Here is a 15,323-nt window from a genome sequence, read left to right on the forward strand (position 1 = left end):
AGTGTCAACACAAGCAAGGGCCAAGCCAAGTAGCGCATACGTTCTCCTGAATTGTAGTGGGTTTATTTGTATGGCATTTTAGCCTGGGTTGCATTCTTGTGAGAGCCAATATCATGCTGTGTTAACAAATACTTACAAAGATACTAAGACTGATATTTCGTAACGGGAGTTATTTTGTTGAGGGCGGGACTACGAGCTGGTTGTCTAGTGTCAATGGCCAATAGCCAATAGTTTTGACCCAATAGTGGCCATTAACATCTAGTTTACTTTGGATCGGAATCAGTCGATTTTGTCGGTGGTCTTGCTGGGTGTAGGGCAGGGTAACAGGATGCATAAGTACAGCGTATCTCAGTTATGGCCAAGTGCTACTGGAGGTTGTGTTCTTGATATCGTTATGCGGGATACCAGACTTATACCTCTAGAGGGTCAACATCAATGATCCACCGTACTTGGCGCTCGTTGAGTGTATGTAGTTGCGGGATCCAGTTGCGTAACAGGGTCTGCAGTATGGCTCGTGAGGGATGCTGCACTAACAGCTGCGCGCGCGCCCAACCCGCAAGGCGGGTCAGGGCTGCGGGGACTGGGTCGAACAGATCAACGGGTGAATTAAGGGCATGAGCAAATTGTTTGGCTTGATCCAGAAAGGCAATAGCCAACTCCAAGTCTTGTGCTTCTGCGCGAAGGACTGCTTGGTACAGGAAAGGGGGGAAGTGTGCTTGGCGACGTTCTTCTAGCAGACGCTTCGCATAACTATCAAAATCGTGTGCTACCAGTGCATGTAGTAATGGATGATCTGGGAATTGTGTTTGGATTAGTACCTCACCCGGGATGCCAGCTCTTCCAGCTCGACCCGAAACTTGCATCAACAAGGAGAACAGACGCTCGGTGGCTCTGAAGTCCGCGCTGTAAAGGCCGCTGTCGGCGTTCAGTACGCATACCAGAGATAGATTTGGGAAGTCATGACCCTTTGCCAGCATCTGCGTGCCGACCAGAATGTCGACCTTGCCGCCATGGATGTTGGCAAGCATGGTGTTGAAGGCTTCTTTGCGGCGAGTTGCATCGCGATCGACACGGAGAATCCGGGCCTGAGGTAGCCTTTCCGTCAGTGCCGCTTCAATGCGTTGTGTGCCGACGCCCAGCGGCCGGATGTCCTGATTGCCACAATCGGGGCAGGCTGATGGCACTGATTCTTCATAGCCACATAGGTGGCATCGTAATTGCCGCTCACGCAAGTGGACGACCAATCTTGCGGAACATCGCTGGCAGCCCGCAATCCAGCCGCATTCTCCGCAAAACAATACGGGTGCAAAGCCGCGGCGGTTGATGAATACCAGGCTTTGTTCACCAGCCAACAGTCGAGCATTTAATGCATTGACCATGTCGTCCGACAACCCATCTTGTAAAAGCAGTCGGCGGGTATCGATGGTTTTGACGATGGGTAGCTCAGCAACGTCAACCGCTCGTTTGTTCAGCTTGGCCAGTCGATAACGACCTGTATGCGCATTATGGTAGGTTTCAAGGGCCGGTGTAGCAGAACCCAGCACAACAGGGATTTGACGTAGTCGGGCACGAAAGACTGCAACATCGCGTGCTGAGTAGCGTAGCCCCTCTTGTTGCTTGAATGAGCTGTCATGCTCTTCATCCACAATAATCATGCCCAATCGTGGCAGAGGGGTGAATACAGCTAATCGTGTTCCCAGCACGATATCTGCTTGACCACATTGTGCAGTCAACCAGTTATCCGCACGCTCACCATCAGCTAAGGCGCTGTGCAGGCTGACAATACACCGATTGGGGAAACGGGCGCTGAAACGTACTGTTAGTTGTGGGGTCAGGTTGATTTCCGGGATCAGAACCAATACTTGTCGACCGGCAGCTAACTCAGCTGCAATCAGCTGCAAATAGACCTCAGTCTTGCCGCTACCTGTTATGCCATGTAGTAACGTGACCGCAAATCCTGGTTGGCTTTGGATTGCTGTGATGGCGGCTTGTTGCTCGATATTCAATGCCGGCAGAGGGGTGAGCGGAAATTGTTCGGCCATTGGTGGTATGCAACGAGCAACCCAACCTTCGCGAGCCCATTGGCGTAATGTGGCTGGGGCATTTGCAGCAACTTGCTGGGCTTGCTCCACTGCCAATGGACCCGATTGCAATGTGGCATACAGTCGCTGTTGGGTGGGAGCTCGTGCACTGATTCTTCCTTGAAGCTGGTTGCTGCCTAGTTCTGTCAGTTGCCAATGAGTACCAGGCGGCCGGTGATAAGCGGCAGTTTGTCGTAACCGCACCGGCAGACCGGTAAAAATGACCTGCCCAAAGGGGTGCTGATAGTAATCTGCACAAAATCGACAGGTATCCAGCACGTCCTGCGGGAGTGGCGGCATGTCATGGTGAAGTGTAATCACCGATTTCAGCTTGGATGGTGCATATTCGCTGGTACTGGCGACATCGATCACGATACCGGTCAGTTTGCGTGGGCCGAAGGGGACGACAACCCGCCTGCCGATATCGTTTTCGGTGATGTCGGTGGCGAGGTAGTCGAAGGGGCCTGCCAGCGGGACATCCAGCGCAATACGTGCGATGTTCATTGGTTGCGATGCCAAGTTGCTATGTTGCTGTAACTTCTCATCATGTCACGCTAGGTCATTCAGCATAAAGCGATTTTCAAGCAATCCACAAAATCTGTGGATAACTTTGTGGAATACGCGTGAGAAACGGGCCAAGTTACCGGGGTGAAAGGCCATTTGTTAGATTGTGCAAAAAAACGGCAACAAAATAAATCAATACTAATCAATGACATACTGTCTATCTTTGTGCGTTTGACGGTGGTCTCTGGAAGAGTGCGAGATTTATTTTTTTTGTGAACAACTTACTAAATGTCAAGGGTTTAGGTGCAATTTTTCTGGTTGACAAACGCCTGCTGCAAAGCGTCCTTGATGATAGCGATGCCTTGCTCCACCGCATCGGCCGTCGCATGGCTGAAGTTTAAACGGATACACCCGGCAGCATCTACCGGTGTGGCAAAAAAGGGCTCGCCTGGCATGAAGGCGACATTTTGGGCCATGGTGGCTTGCAGCAGTCGTCGGGTATCAATTTGTTGATTCAACCGCGCCCAGATGAACAAGCCGCCTGGTGGCGTATCCCAAGTTGCCAGTTCACCACAATGGTTAGCCAGTGCAGTCAGCATGATATCGCGTTGCTGACGATAATAGGCTCGTGTCTTGAGAATGTGCTCTTGATAAGCGGGGCTATCCAGCCAATTGGCCAGCAGCCACTGGCCGATACGGTTGGTGTGCAGGTCAGCCGCTTGCTTCAGCTTGATCAGATTGGGCATCAATGTGGGGCTCGCAACCAGATAGCCTACGCGCAAGCCAGGAGTAGCTGTTTTGGAGAAGCTGCCACAATAGATGAATGGGGCTGTATGCAGATCGGCGCACAAGGGGCGACGTTCCGCCTTATCGTATGCCAATTCACGATAGGGTTCATCTTCGATCAGTGGCAAAGCCAATTCATCGAGAGTTCTGGCGACAGCCTGTCGTGTGGCGGCATCGTAGCAGTAGCCAGAAGGATTCTGGAAGGTGGGGATCAGATAACAGAATGCTGGGCGGTGACATTTGGCTTTTGCTGCCAGCTCAGCAGGGTCAATGCCGCTGGGTTGCAGTGCCAGTTCATGCATCTCGGCGCCAAATAGACGGAAGTTCTGTAAAGCAGCCAAATATGTAGGTGCTTCGACCAAAATGGGGGTACCTGGATCTATGAATAACTTCGCAGTCAAATCCAGCGCTTGTTGAGAGCCAGACAGAATCAGGACCTGGTCCGCAGTGGCTTGAATGCCCAGTTGCTGAGCATGGGCTGCAATCTTTTCGCGCAAGATCGACTCCCCTTCACTCGGGCCGTATTGGCGCAGGCTGTCGGGTAATTGGCTGAAATCGAAAGCCGGCATGACGTCGGCTGCAGGTAATCCGCCTGCAAATGAAATCACACCGGGACGCTGGGTCAGCGACAGGATTTCGCGAATCAACGAACCTGATAGTCGATTGATGCGTTCTGAAAACATGATGAGGTCCTTCAAATGGGAATATATCCAGTGTAAAGGTCGGAGCAAATGGCGGGTAGCAACAGTTTTGCGATCCCATATCTACAAACTGTCACGGTTTCGGGTCGATTTCATACATGGATTGGCAGCGTTGCTGAATGCGGTGGTATTCGCCAGAGTCATGCAAACGCTGCAAGCCTTGACTGAACACGGTGAGAATCGCTTCTGTCTTGGGGAAAGTGCGGGAGACAATCATGAAATAGTCATGATTGCGTCTGTCTTCAGTCAGCCCAGGCGATTGCTTGAACAGTGCTGTTTGTTTGGTTAGACGTTGCTTGATCAGATATGTGCCAAAGAGTTGCTCCAGTGGTACGGTATCTGCCCTTTTCAGTAGCACTTGTCGAAGCGCCTGCTCTTCGTCAATGGCATAGCTCAGTTGAATTCCGGCACGTTTGAAGATGGGTTCGAACCAGTATCCATGTGGTGTGGCAACGCGTATTGATTGTAGATCTCCCAGGTGAAGGGCCTTGATGCCATTGGGGAACTGCGATTGCAAATGAAAGAAGACAATTTTTCCTTGGTGCAAGGGTGGAGAAAACAGAAAGGCTTCGTCGCGCTCTTTTGTCCAGTGATAGGGCATGCCAGCAAAAGCCTGACCACTGCGCACCATGGCTTCCACACGAGGCCAACTTGTAAATGAAAACACTGGGCTGAACTGGCTGCCTGCGAAGGCGGCGGTGATGATTTCGACCAGCATGCCTTGATTGGGTAGCGTCGCCGAGACAAATGGCGGATATTCCCCAGTTGCAATCGGAATCAACTGTTTCGATTCTGCCATCAGCGATGTACTGACTATCGGGAGCAAACCGATCAAGATTCGAGTCAGCAGGTGGGCTGTCTTTCCCTGACAGGCAAGGTTAATCAGTGGTGATGACAAGTCATCCATCAGGTCTACCTCAATGCGGGTAAGACATCGTTCCTCTCACTATGGCAAAGAAAGTACCGGGTCGAATTGGTTTCGGATGTTGGGAGCAACGTTGGATTGTTATTGATTGGTAGTTGTGTCTTGATAGCGCTGCAGAATGCGAGTGTATTCACCATTGTCGCGCAATTTTTGTAACCCATCGTTGAGCTGCTTCAGAATGGCGGACGCATTGGGATAGCGCCTGGAAATAATCATGTAGTTATCCACATTCTGATTGTCTTCCGGTAGGCCAGGTGACCATGAAAATTGCTGGGGATGATCCGAGAAATGTTTGTTGATCAGATGGATGCCATGTAAGGTATCCAGTACAACGATATCAGCCAATTTTCGCTGCAGCAGTTGAAACGAATGAACCTCATCATTGCTGTAATACATCTCGACACCGGCCCGTCGAAACTCTGGCTCAAACCAATATCCACGTGGTGTGGCTACGCGATAGGGAATCAAGTCCGAAGGGGCTTTCGGGTTGAAGGCTGGCAATCGTCCTCTGAGGGAAAAAATGGAGGCACCGCCTCTGTATAACGGTGAGGAATAGTTATAAATCTGTTCTCGTTCAGGTGTACGTCGATAAGGCATGCCACCAAAAGCCTGGCCGTTCTGGACTGATGCTTCAACACGTGGCCAACTGGTAATGATCCACTTGGGGCGATAAACAGAGTCACGAAATACCGCAGTGACCAGTTCAATCAGCAGGCCTGTGGGTGGGCTTGTATTGTGGACATAGGGCGGATAGTCACCAGTAGCAATGGTGACATCGATTGGTTCTGCGGTTGCCCTGTGTGCAGACGTACCCAGCAAGGTCATCAAGGCCATGAGTAAGGCACGGGTGAACCAGGGCACGGATAGGCACGTTGTCCATTGCCTGAGTTGCATGTGCTGGGCAGCGGGTTTTGATTGTTGCCGCATCCCAAATTGATACGCCATTTCCGTGCCCCACTGTACAATGAAACCACTTATTCAATATGGCATAAAAGGCACTTGACGGTCAGGGTTCATCGCGCGGTTTCTTTTGATTATTGTCTACGGCAAGCGCTCGGCGCATTTCGCGTAACCGTGCCTCCAGTGACGATTGCAGATAGAAGTTGCCCTTGGCACTATCCAGTGCAATTTTCAGTTGGGTCTGGGCTTCCATGGGGTTGCCACGTAACCAGTGATATTCGGCTAATGCCTGGTGTTCTTTCGCCGGTTCTTTCAGGCTAGCATGGGCACGTGCCTGCAGCTGATAAAGACGGGCATCGCCGGGAGTGAGTGACAAACGTTCGTTGATCATTTCCAGTGCTGATCGGGCTTGAGCAAGTCGTAACTGTGCTTCTACTTTACCAAGATATAAGCCGGCACTACCGGGATAACGCAGCAATCCTGCACTGAAGAGCTTTTCGGCCTGCTCTGGCTGGTTCATGGCCAACTGGATATCGCCGGCCAATGTTTCCAGCAAGGGATGCTGCCATTGTTGGCGGGCGCGATTGATCTCTTGTTGGGCACGTTCGTAATGACGGTCCTTCAGCAGCGCCAAGGCCAAACCGTAACGATAGGCTATTTCCTGGGTATATTTCTTTTCCGCCAGCGTGTATTCATAGTACTGCACACTGGCTTTACCACCATTCTGCATGACCCGCAGCTTTTCTCGTATCAACAGAAAATCCTGGCTGTCCGTGACCTGCCTGTAAGGGAGTAAATCAACCCGGGATTGGGTATCGGCCACGCGCTCTGTTGTCAGGGGATGTGACCGAAGATAAGGAAAGGCGTTGTTATCCAGTAATGCATAGGCGCGTTGCATGCGTTCGAGAAAACGTGGCATGGCACGCGGATCGAACCCGGCTTTGCTGAGTGTCTGCAAGCCTAGCCGATCAGCCTCGCGTTCGTGGTCGCGGCTATAGGCCAAGCTGGCAGAGGCACCCAATGCTTGGGAGGTTGCCAGTACGCCCATGCCGGGATCGGTGTTGCTGGAGCTGCGCGCCGCCAGAATGGCCAGCGCCATGGCAGCCAGCAGCGGTACTGACATTTTGCTTTGCACTTCAGCCCGACGGGCAAGATGGTGCTGTGTGACGTGGGCAATTTCGTGTCCGAGCACGCCGGCCAGTTCTGATTCGCTTTGTGCTGTCAGGAAAATACCGGCATGCACACCAATGAAACCGCCGGGCATGGCAAACGCATTGATGCTTTTGTCGTTGACGACAAAAAATTCGAATGGGATCGCAGGGTCTTGGCTGGCTGCTGCCAGCTTGTAGCCGAGGCTGTTGATATAAGCCGTGATATCCGGGTCGTCCAGAAAGTCGTCACTGGCGCGGATTTCGCGCATGACACTTTCACCAATGGCACGTTCTTGCTGCATCGACAGCGTAGTCTGGGACGAATCGCCAAGGTCCGGGAGGCCGTCGGCCAGTGCTGCCTGTATGCTGAAACAAGCCAGCACGATAAGAGAGGTGATTGATCGCATGGTGCTATGATAGCCATTTTAATCATCAGTTCCGAGCCGGTATCGGCCGGTAAACACGATATTAACCAGCCCCGCAGTTGGAAAGCAGATTATGAGTCAGGAATTTACACATTTCGATGCCAGTGGTCAGGCCCATATGGTGGATGTGGCCGCCAAAGCCGAAACACACCGTGTTGCCCGTGCAACAGGTCGGATTGTGATGCAGCCGACGACTTTACAAAAAATCATGGCTGGTGACCATAAGAAAGGCGATGTATTGGGCATTGCGAGGATTGCAGCCATTCAGGCAAGCAAGCGTACTGGCGAATTGATTCCGTTGTGCCACCCGATTCCGCTGACGCGGGTGGCGGTTGAGTTCGATATCGATGAAGTAGCCTCAGCCGTGCATTGCGAAGTGACTGCGGAAACTGTGGGTCGAACCGGTGTCGAAATGGAGGCGCTGACAGCCTGTGGCATGGCTTTGCTGACTATTTATGATATGTGCAAGGCTGTGGATCGTGGTATGTGCATCGAAGGGATCATGTTGCTGGAAAAGCGTGGTGGTAAATCAGGTGATTGGTGTGTTGAGCGCAACTGACAAAATTCTGATGTCAGGGGATGCGCCAGCTTATCGTTCCTTGTCCTGTTTACGGTGGAGCGCCGTGTTTCAGGCGATTTACTGAAATTTGTTGGCTGCTCTTAACGTGGGTTGCCACTATCTTCTGAAAAATGCTTGAGATAGCGGCTTTCCAGTGCCGGAATATGCATACCGCGAAGCGTTTCGTCAAAACGTTCCTGTAGTATGCGATGCTGTTGCGTTTGTTTGAAACAGATATGAATGCTGAGGTTGCTCAGTAACTTGGGGTGGAACGCAATTCCGTTGCGTTCGGGTTTCAGCTTTGGGGTGCTGGCAAACAGATAGTACATGACGTTCCTGTCTACCACGGCCAAGCGAAGGCGGCCACCGGCCAACTTGCGCAAATTGGTCGCATCGTCTACCGCTTCATCCACTGCCTGCAGGCGTTTGCTACGCATCGCGGTATCAAATGCTTCGCCATTGGCATAGCCTTTGACGACCCCGATTGGAATGTCGGTCAGGTCTTCCATGTTGTGCCATTCGAATGGCAACTGCTTCAAATAGGCAAAGCCAATCGGGCTGGTGCCCAATGAGGTGGAGAAATGACAGCGTTTGGCACGATCTTCCGTGTAATAGGCTGGAAAGTAGCCATCATAGCGATTGTCGCGCTCGCCCAGCATGACTGCCCGCGTCCATGGGAAATACTCGATCTTCAAGGTATAACCCAATTTGGCCAGCGCAGCGGCGGCAATTGCGCTGGATAAACCATTTTCTGGTAAAGCCGCACCAGCATAGGGAGGCCATTCGGTAGCGGCGATTCGAACGACCTTGTCTACCGCATGGGCTGATTGAAGCAATCCCGACCACGCTGCCAGATAAATGGTAGCTATCCATTTTGTCACTGCATTCAACCTGCTATTGGCTTGATTACAGTATAGGTAACATTGTGATGGCTACAGGATCAGCTCACGGCGGGATGACAGACCGGACATGCCGGGTCCTGTTTGAAGCGCATCTCACGCCATTTCATGGTTAACCCATCCAGCAACAACAGTCGACCGACAAGAGTATCTCCGGCGGGGATCAGCAATTTCAATGCTTCGGCAGCCTGCATGCTGCCAATGATGCCGACCAGCGGTGCAAACACCCCAAACAGCGCGCACGGGCCATCATTGGCGTCACCGGTATCCGGGAACAGACAGTGATAACAGGGGGCATCCAGACGGCGCAGGTCGAACACGCTGATCTGGCCATCGAACCGCACAGCGGCCCCGGATACCAGAGGTTTACGGTATAAAGCGCAGGCTTGGTTGATCGCATGACGAGTATCGAAGTTGTCGCTGCAATCCAGCACAACATCAGTGCGGGCTACCAATTCAAGTAATGTATCACCGGCAACCCGCTGGGTGATGGTGTGGACTTGGCAGTCAGGGTTGATCTGGGCCAGCCGATCTTTGATTGACAATGCCTTGTTCTGCCCAATGCTGGTCAGTGAGTGTGCTACCTGGCGTTGCAGATTGGTGGCATCCACTTTGTCATGATCACAAATGGTCAGCTGACCGATACCGGCCGAGCCCAAGTACAACGCGGCAGGAGAACCCAGACCACCGGCGCCGATCACCAGAACATGGGCATCCAGCATGCGTTGTTGGCCTTCAACACCGATTTCGTCGAGCAGGATATGGCGGGAATAGCGAAGAAGTTGATCGTCGTTCATGTGAATAGTGTAGCAAGCTGACAGATGGCTGGACATGACCTTGCACAAGGTACCAGATTCTGTTGATATGGTTTCACGGCTCGCGCCGTTATCGCAAACCGCTTGCATAGATCACTACGCGGTGTGCTTTGCTCCTGGGTTCAAGCCCAAAATCAGAGCAACGTGAGCTATGAAACCATGTCAACCGAACCTATTCACACTCGCTTGAGCGGTAGAGGTGCAATCCGTTTCACGGGTTCCAGCGCGATGGTGGATTTCACACTGCGCACACTCGGTATACACATCAAGGTATGCATGACAAAGCGTGATAGCGAGGGCAGATCGGGAACGAGTACCCGCAGCCAATAATCAGCTTCACCAGATACGGCATAACCTTCCAGTATTTCCGGTAGATCGGCCACCGCGCTGGCGAAATCGCGCACGACGGCTTCACCGTGATGATCGAGAAATACATTGATGAAAGCCAGTACCGACAAGCCAAGCTTTTCCGCACGTAGATTGACGCGGTAGCTATCAATCACGCCCAGCTCTTCCAGGCGTTGGATACGTCGACCGATTTGTGAAGGTGAGAGCGGAATGGTCTGCGACAACCTCTGATGTGGGCTTCTGGCATCTTGCTGTAAGGCGTCAAGAATCATGTAATCGAAGCGGTCAAAGCTGATTTCGCTCATTTCGTGTATTTTATGTCGTATTAATGCTCATATTGTGCATCAAATGGTAATTTGGTGCGAATAATGCGGCAACGCCGCACGCCCCTGAGCGTAGACTGTGCAGTCTGTTCAATATCACTTTCAGAGGCGCGCGATGGATACGCACCAGCCCTATACCGTTCCTGATATCACGATTCGAAAAAACGAAGGCCTGCAGCACGCGGCTGACTACACCATGCCTCAGCCGCTTGAACGTTATACCAATGATGATCATGCGGTCTGGAAGTTGTTGTACGAGCGGCAAGCTGCACTGCTGCCCGGTCGCGCTTGCGACGAATTTCTGCAAGGCATGGTTGGTTTGGGGATGGATCTGGGTCGGGTGCCATCCTTTGAGCAGCTGAACCATTGCCTGATGTCCGCAACCGGCTGGCAGGTGGTTGCAGTCCATGGCCTGATTCCCGATGAGATTTTTTTCGAACACTTGGCTCATCGCCGTTTCCCTGTCACCTGGTGGCTGCGTGAGCGACATCAGATTGATTACCTGCAAGAGCCAGATATCTTTCACGACCTGTTTGGGCATGTTCCGCTCTTGATGAACCCGGTGTTTGCCGATTACCTGCAAGCTTATGGGGCTGGTGGTATGAAAGCGAAGCGTTTGGGAGTGCTGCCGATGCTGGCGCGCCTATACTGGTACACGGTGGAGTTTGGCCTGTTGCAGACCGAGCAGGGCTTGCGTATTTACGGGGCGGGCATTCTGTCCAGCAAGTCGGAATCGATCTACAGCCTGGAAAGTGCCAGCCCGAACCGGGTTGGGTTTGACCTGGAGCGTATTATGCGTACTCGCTACCGGATTGATACCTTCCAGAAAACCTATTTTGTGATCAATAACTTTCAGCAGCTATTCAATGCCACCACTCCGGATTTCACCCCAATCTACCAAAGCTTGATGGGGCTGCCCGTGCTGGGGGCGGGCGATCTCGCGCCAATGGATCAAGTGATCCAATGTGGCAATCGCGAAGGTTGGTCTGATACCGAAGATGTCTGATTCCAGCGTATTGCTGGGAATGTTTGTCAGGTAACGCGATCCAAACAACATTGCAGGGTGATCCGCGAACCCGTTATGCTGCACGACGCGGTGTCCGGCTACATGACGAAATTGCTGCAATTGTGTCGACGTACGGTACTGCGTGTTCCCCGATGATCTGATTTCCTTTCCAGGTGCTGGTGAAAAACAACCCGGTACGTGACGCCTTGTTCGGCAAATCGTTGCCGATTTGTCGGCAGGGCTATTTGAGGAGCCCTACCATGATTGAACGATTGAATCCTACTCAGTGTGATGCACTGCTGAATGAGTTGCCCGGCTGGCAACTGACAGAAGATAAGAAAGGCATTTACAAGCTGTTCGTGTTGGAAGATTTCAATTCCGCATTTGCCTTTATGACCCGTATCGCCATACAGGCAGAAGTGATGAACCATCATCCGGAATGGCGCAATGTCTACAATCGGGTCGAAATTGTGTTGACTACTCACGATGCAGACGGTTTGTCTGACCGAGACCGCCAGCTGGCGCATTTCATTGAACGGGTGGCAGGCTGAAATGTGTGTATTACACGACAGCGAGTTCATCACACTTCACCATCAAGAATAAAGACAGGAGAGGTACATGAGTGTAGTACTCAATAATAAAGTGATTGCGATTCACGGAGGCTTTGGTTATCTGGGAAGTGCGATTGCCAAGGTGGCATTGGATGCCGGAGCGCGGGTTGCCTTGATTGGCCTGACACGCGGTGAGCCGCCTGCACCGCAAGCCAATCTGTTATCGCTGCCATCCATTGATCTGACTGACCTTGTTGCGACAAGCCAAGCGCTGGACAAAGTGGCCGGTCATTTTGGAGGCTTGGATGGCATCATCAATGTGGCAGGTGGCTTCCGTTGGGAAAAGCTGGAAGGTGGTGAGTTGGCAACTTGGGATGCGATGTACCAGCAAAATGTTCGTACTGCCGTGACGGCGTGCAAGGCGGCATTGCCGCACCTGAAGGCCAGGGGGACTGGTCGCATCGTCAATATTGGCGCCAATGCGGCAGTCAAAGGGGCAACGGGGATGGGGGCCTATACGGCCGCCAAGGCGGGGGTTGCTCGCATGACGGAAAGCCTGGCGGACGAGTTGCAAGGTCAGGGCATCACCGTGAATGCCATCCTGCCGTCGATTATCGATACACCGCAAAACCGGGCTGACATGCCAGATGCCGATTTCAGCAAATGGACAGCACCGGAATCGATCGCGAAAGTCATCATGTTCCTGATGTCGGACGATGCGCATGCGGTGAATGGTGCGTTGATTCCGGTAACCGGGCCACGTTGAGTCTGTCCGTGTTATACATTACAACCCGTCCGGCTCGTCCTGACGGGTTGATTGGCATGGCCGAAGCTAAAGCCGAAAGGCTACTGCTGATGAAGGTTTGCCAATCAATAGTCGGCATTGGTGTGCATGTCGCACTTCTTCCCCGCATAGGGCAAAGATCAAGCTTTCACCCATGCGCTTAACATGATCGACAATGTGGTGTAGTTCGTCGGCAACCAGCAGCAGAATCAGCGAATTAGGATGTGCCGATGGTTGCTGCAACATGCCGAAGGTGACCAGTTGATGCGCATCGCTTAAACGACGGGCATTGACCAACGCCTGTTCTGCAACATGCGCCCGATTCAGGGCAAAGGACTCCAGAACCAGATTGAACGTGGTCAATGTGTCGTTGGCCAGCACCCGTGCATAAGGCTGAATCGGTGCCGTGTCCAGCAACTGTGTCGCAACCGGGGCCAGCTTTTGCAAGACCCGCTCACTCAAATCTGCAATGCTTTCAAAGCAGGTATTGAGTTTGCTGACCGCATTCAACCAGCGTAGGTCGCCTGCGACGGGTTGCCGCCTTAGCAGAATGTGATGGCAATGGCGATCAATCTGGATCTCATGTTCGTCAATGCGGCACTCGCGTTCGACCGCACTGGCCCAGGCCATGCCAGGGTCTGCTTCCAGCAACTGGACAATACTTTCCAGCTGTTGTCTCACTAGGTATCCCATGTTCAGCAACTGATCCTTCAGTTGCTGAATTTCGTTGTTGTATTGCCGACTGGTATGGAATAGATCCATCACGCCCTCCTTGTTGGCGTGGTGTCGTTGCACCACATGCTTCAAGCGTAACCAAGGGCATGTAAAAAATGTGTCAAGAATATGATGGGGTTACGGTTCCCGTGTGTGCTTCATGCCGATCAAAGCGCAAAATAGCACCCCAGCCAGCAGAACGATCAACACTAGGCCGCCTACCAGATACAGCAGTTGCTCAATCATTGTAGACCCGTGCATACCAAGGTTTTGTTCATTACTACGCTACGGTAATTGCGGCCTGGCAACATGATGGATTCCACCACCTGATAACCCTGCTTACCATAAAACGACAGCAAGTGGCCGGCCGGTTGAGCAGTATCCAGTGCAATCTGCCGGTAGCCACGTCGCCAGGCCCAGTGTTCTGCCAGTTGTAACATGGCTTGGCCAATTCCCCAGCCTTGAAAGTCCGGGTCGACTGCCAACTGGTGAATGCTGGCGACGTCATCACTTCGATACCATTCGGCGGTGGCATTTGCGTCTGGTCGATACAAGGTGATGGTGCCGACAATGCGTTTGCCATACAAGGCGACGAAGCATTCGCCTTGGGCAATCCGTGCCAGCGTGGTTTGTAGTGTTTGATCGACACAGGTGCAGTTCAGACCCATGCTACCGAGGCGCTTGAAGGCACGGTGCAGCATATCGGTCAGTTCTGCCATTGAATCGATCATGGCTAGGGGGCGAAACAACAAGGGTAAGGTATAAGCCGTATCGGGTGGCATGGTGTGCCCAGCAAGCAATTTGATCAAAAACGGACAATGCGTTGAGGAGGACGTGGTGGCAAACCGTGTACGCTACAAGCGTCGTCATCCAGATAGTGCGTACTGTCGGCAATGAAGTGCGGGCCGTGGTCAGACCGAATGGTGATACCGATGCCTTCGCTGGTCAGCAGTTCAAGCAACAAGGCACTGGGGTGCTGTCGATCAATGAGATGTATGGTCTGAACATTGGTCCGAACAGCATCAATGGCTGTATCCAGCAGCGATCGCAACGATGGCGGTAGCCGCGATGCCCATCCTTGTTTGATTCGGTTGGCCAGCTCATTGGCAGTCAGCAGTGTCCTGTGCAAACTGGTAAGGTGTGTGAAATCGGCCTGATCCAGCATGTCGATCAACTTGTCAGCCTTCAGCGAACGTGCCAGCAGTGCCGCCAGTCGGTTGGCGGAAAGTGGCACCAGGGTTCCATCTGGTGCGGTGCCCAGCGGGGCGATTACTGGCACAAAGTCATTACTGTGTAACAAGTGAATGACCGCAGCTTCGATGGAACTGATATCTGCAAAGTGCGGCATATGAAGTACGGTACTAGGTGCGGCTGGGATCGCATGGATGCACAGGCCGTCTTGCCCGGTCAGACCAATGGCTTTACTGCCATATTGATTAATCATGTCGATCAGATGCTGATTTCGGTTGATCAATCGTAGCCGTAGCAAGACTGTGTCATGTATTTGTTCATCGTGATCATGACCGTGGACGATGATCGGCTTTACGCCAACCAGTTTCAACAGGGCGATATCACGTGCCAAGGCTGGCATCAGTTGCCCATCGTCACCCGGATGATCGCCAATATGGATAACGACGGTTTTGGCATACAAACTACGTATATAAGGGAGTGCATCGGCCAGCATTTGGGTTTGCCGGCGCGCACGAAGCCAGGCGGGGTTCATCATGACCTCTCATCTTGTGGGAAGGGGGTTGGGAAACGCAGCTTTGGAACAGGGGTGGTGCGAGTGAAAGATGTCAACCCAGCAAGGTATTGATATGTCAGACAGGGCTTTCATGTATCGCGGCACGT

General features: G+C 52.4%; 15 protein-coding genes. 4 read left to right on the forward strand and 11 right to left on the reverse strand.

Translation table 11 applies throughout. The features are described 5' to 3' along the window. Positions 1-410 precede the first annotated feature (410 nt). The 5 genes from FFS57_RS06520 to FFS57_RS06540 form a co-directional block, all read right to left on the reverse strand. Complete coding sequence (locus FFS57_RS06520) at positions 411-2,585, reverse strand: primosomal protein N' (protein ID WP_137936955.1); 2,175 nt, start codon at positions 2,583-2,585, stop codon at positions 411-413. Between the two features lie 299 nt (positions 2,586-2,884). Then, positions 2,885-4,057 carry an aminotransferase-like domain-containing protein gene (locus FFS57_RS06525; RefSeq protein ID WP_137937000.1) on the reverse strand — a complete coding sequence of 391 codons (1,173 nt, stop codon included), beginning with the start codon at positions 4,055-4,057 and terminating at the stop codon, positions 2,885-2,887. Positions 4,058-4,145: 88 nt separating this feature from the next. Beyond that, the gene (locus FFS57_RS06530; RefSeq protein ID WP_137936956.1) at positions 4,146-4,979 is read right to left on the reverse strand and encodes a substrate-binding periplasmic protein; all 834 of its coding nucleotides are present in this window, start codon (positions 4,977-4,979) and stop codon (positions 4,146-4,148) included. A gap of 99 nt (positions 4,980-5,078) precedes the next feature. Continuing rightward, on the reverse strand, positions 5,079-5,858 hold the full coding sequence (locus tag FFS57_RS06535) for a substrate-binding periplasmic protein (protein ID WP_171013674.1): 780 nt from the start codon (positions 5,856-5,858) through the stop codon (positions 5,079-5,081). A 145-nt stretch (positions 5,859-6,003) separates the two neighbouring features. Continuing rightward, the gene (locus tag FFS57_RS06540; protein ID WP_137936958.1) at positions 6,004-7,455 is read right to left on the reverse strand and encodes a beta-barrel assembly-enhancing protease; all 1,452 of its coding nucleotides are present in this window, start codon (positions 7,453-7,455) and stop codon (positions 6,004-6,006) included. Between the two features lie 91 nt (positions 7,456-7,546). Between FFS57_RS06540 and moaC the strand changes: the two genes are divergently transcribed. Next, positions 7,547-8,032 carry a cyclic pyranopterin monophosphate synthase MoaC gene (gene moaC / locus FFS57_RS06545; protein WP_137936959.1) on the forward strand — a complete coding sequence of 162 codons (486 nt, stop codon included), beginning with the start codon at positions 7,547-7,549 and terminating at the stop codon, positions 8,030-8,032. Positions 8,033-8,133: 101 nt separating this feature from the next. Here moaC and FFS57_RS06550 read toward each other — a convergent pair whose 3' ends face one another. The 3 genes from FFS57_RS06550 to FFS57_RS06560 all read right to left on the reverse strand — a co-directional run bounded on the left by FFS57_RS06550 (position 8,134) and on the right by FFS57_RS06560 (position 10,399). Continuing rightward, on the reverse strand, positions 8,134-8,913 hold the full coding sequence (locus FFS57_RS06550) for a substrate-binding periplasmic protein (protein ID WP_171013676.1): 780 nt from the start codon (positions 8,911-8,913) through the stop codon (positions 8,134-8,136). Between the two features lie 59 nt (positions 8,914-8,972). Next, positions 8,973-9,728, reverse strand: a complete 756-nt coding sequence (locus FFS57_RS06555) for a HesA/MoeB/ThiF family protein (RefSeq protein ID WP_137936961.1) — start codon at positions 9,726-9,728, stop codon at positions 8,973-8,975. A gap of 194 nt (positions 9,729-9,922) precedes the next feature. Beyond that, positions 9,923-10,399, reverse strand: coding sequence for an Lrp/AsnC family transcriptional regulator (locus FFS57_RS06560; RefSeq protein ID WP_137936962.1), 477 nt, complete (start codon positions 10,397-10,399; stop codon positions 9,923-9,925). Between the two features lie 133 nt (positions 10,400-10,532). Between FFS57_RS06560 and phhA the strand changes: the two genes are divergently transcribed. The 3 genes from phhA (at position 10,533) to FFS57_RS06575 (ending at position 12,740) form a co-directional block, all read left to right on the forward strand. Next, positions 10,533-11,423: a phenylalanine 4-monooxygenase gene (gene phhA, locus FFS57_RS06565; protein WP_137936963.1), complete on the forward strand. Its 891-nt coding sequence runs from the start codon at positions 10,533-10,535 to the stop codon at positions 11,421-11,423. Positions 11,424-11,683: 260 nt separating this feature from the next. Beyond that, on the forward strand, positions 11,684-11,974 hold the full coding sequence (locus FFS57_RS06570; RefSeq protein WP_137936964.1) for a 4a-hydroxytetrahydrobiopterin dehydratase: 291 nt from the start codon (positions 11,684-11,686) through the stop codon (positions 11,972-11,974). A gap of 67 nt (positions 11,975-12,041) precedes the next feature. Further along, positions 12,042-12,740, forward strand: a complete 699-nt coding sequence (locus FFS57_RS06575) for an SDR family NAD(P)-dependent oxidoreductase (protein ID WP_137936965.1) — start codon at positions 12,042-12,044, stop codon at positions 12,738-12,740. A gap of 66 nt (positions 12,741-12,806) precedes the next feature. On the opposite strand, the gene FFS57_RS06580 is transcribed toward FFS57_RS06575, so the two are convergent. From FFS57_RS06580 to FFS57_RS06590, 3 genes are all read right to left on the reverse strand, one after another. Next, the gene (locus FFS57_RS06580) at positions 12,807-13,520 is read right to left on the reverse strand and encodes a phosphate signaling complex PhoU family protein (RefSeq protein ID WP_137936966.1); all 714 of its coding nucleotides are present in this window, start codon (positions 13,518-13,520) and stop codon (positions 12,807-12,809) included. A 194-nt stretch (positions 13,521-13,714) separates the two neighbouring features. Continuing rightward, the gene (locus tag FFS57_RS06585; protein ID WP_137936967.1) at positions 13,715-14,254 is read right to left on the reverse strand and encodes a GNAT family N-acetyltransferase; all 540 of its coding nucleotides are present in this window, start codon (positions 14,252-14,254) and stop codon (positions 13,715-13,717) included. Between the two features lie 23 nt (positions 14,255-14,277). Further along, positions 14,278-15,198, reverse strand: coding sequence for an acetylglutamate kinase (locus tag FFS57_RS06590; protein ID WP_137936968.1), 921 nt, complete (start codon positions 15,196-15,198; stop codon positions 14,278-14,280). Positions 15,199-15,323: the final 125 nt, after the last annotated feature.

Source organism: Chitinivorax sp. B, assembly GCF_005503445.1.
Lineage (GTDB): Bacteria > Pseudomonadota > Gammaproteobacteria > Burkholderiales > SCOH01 > Chitinivorax.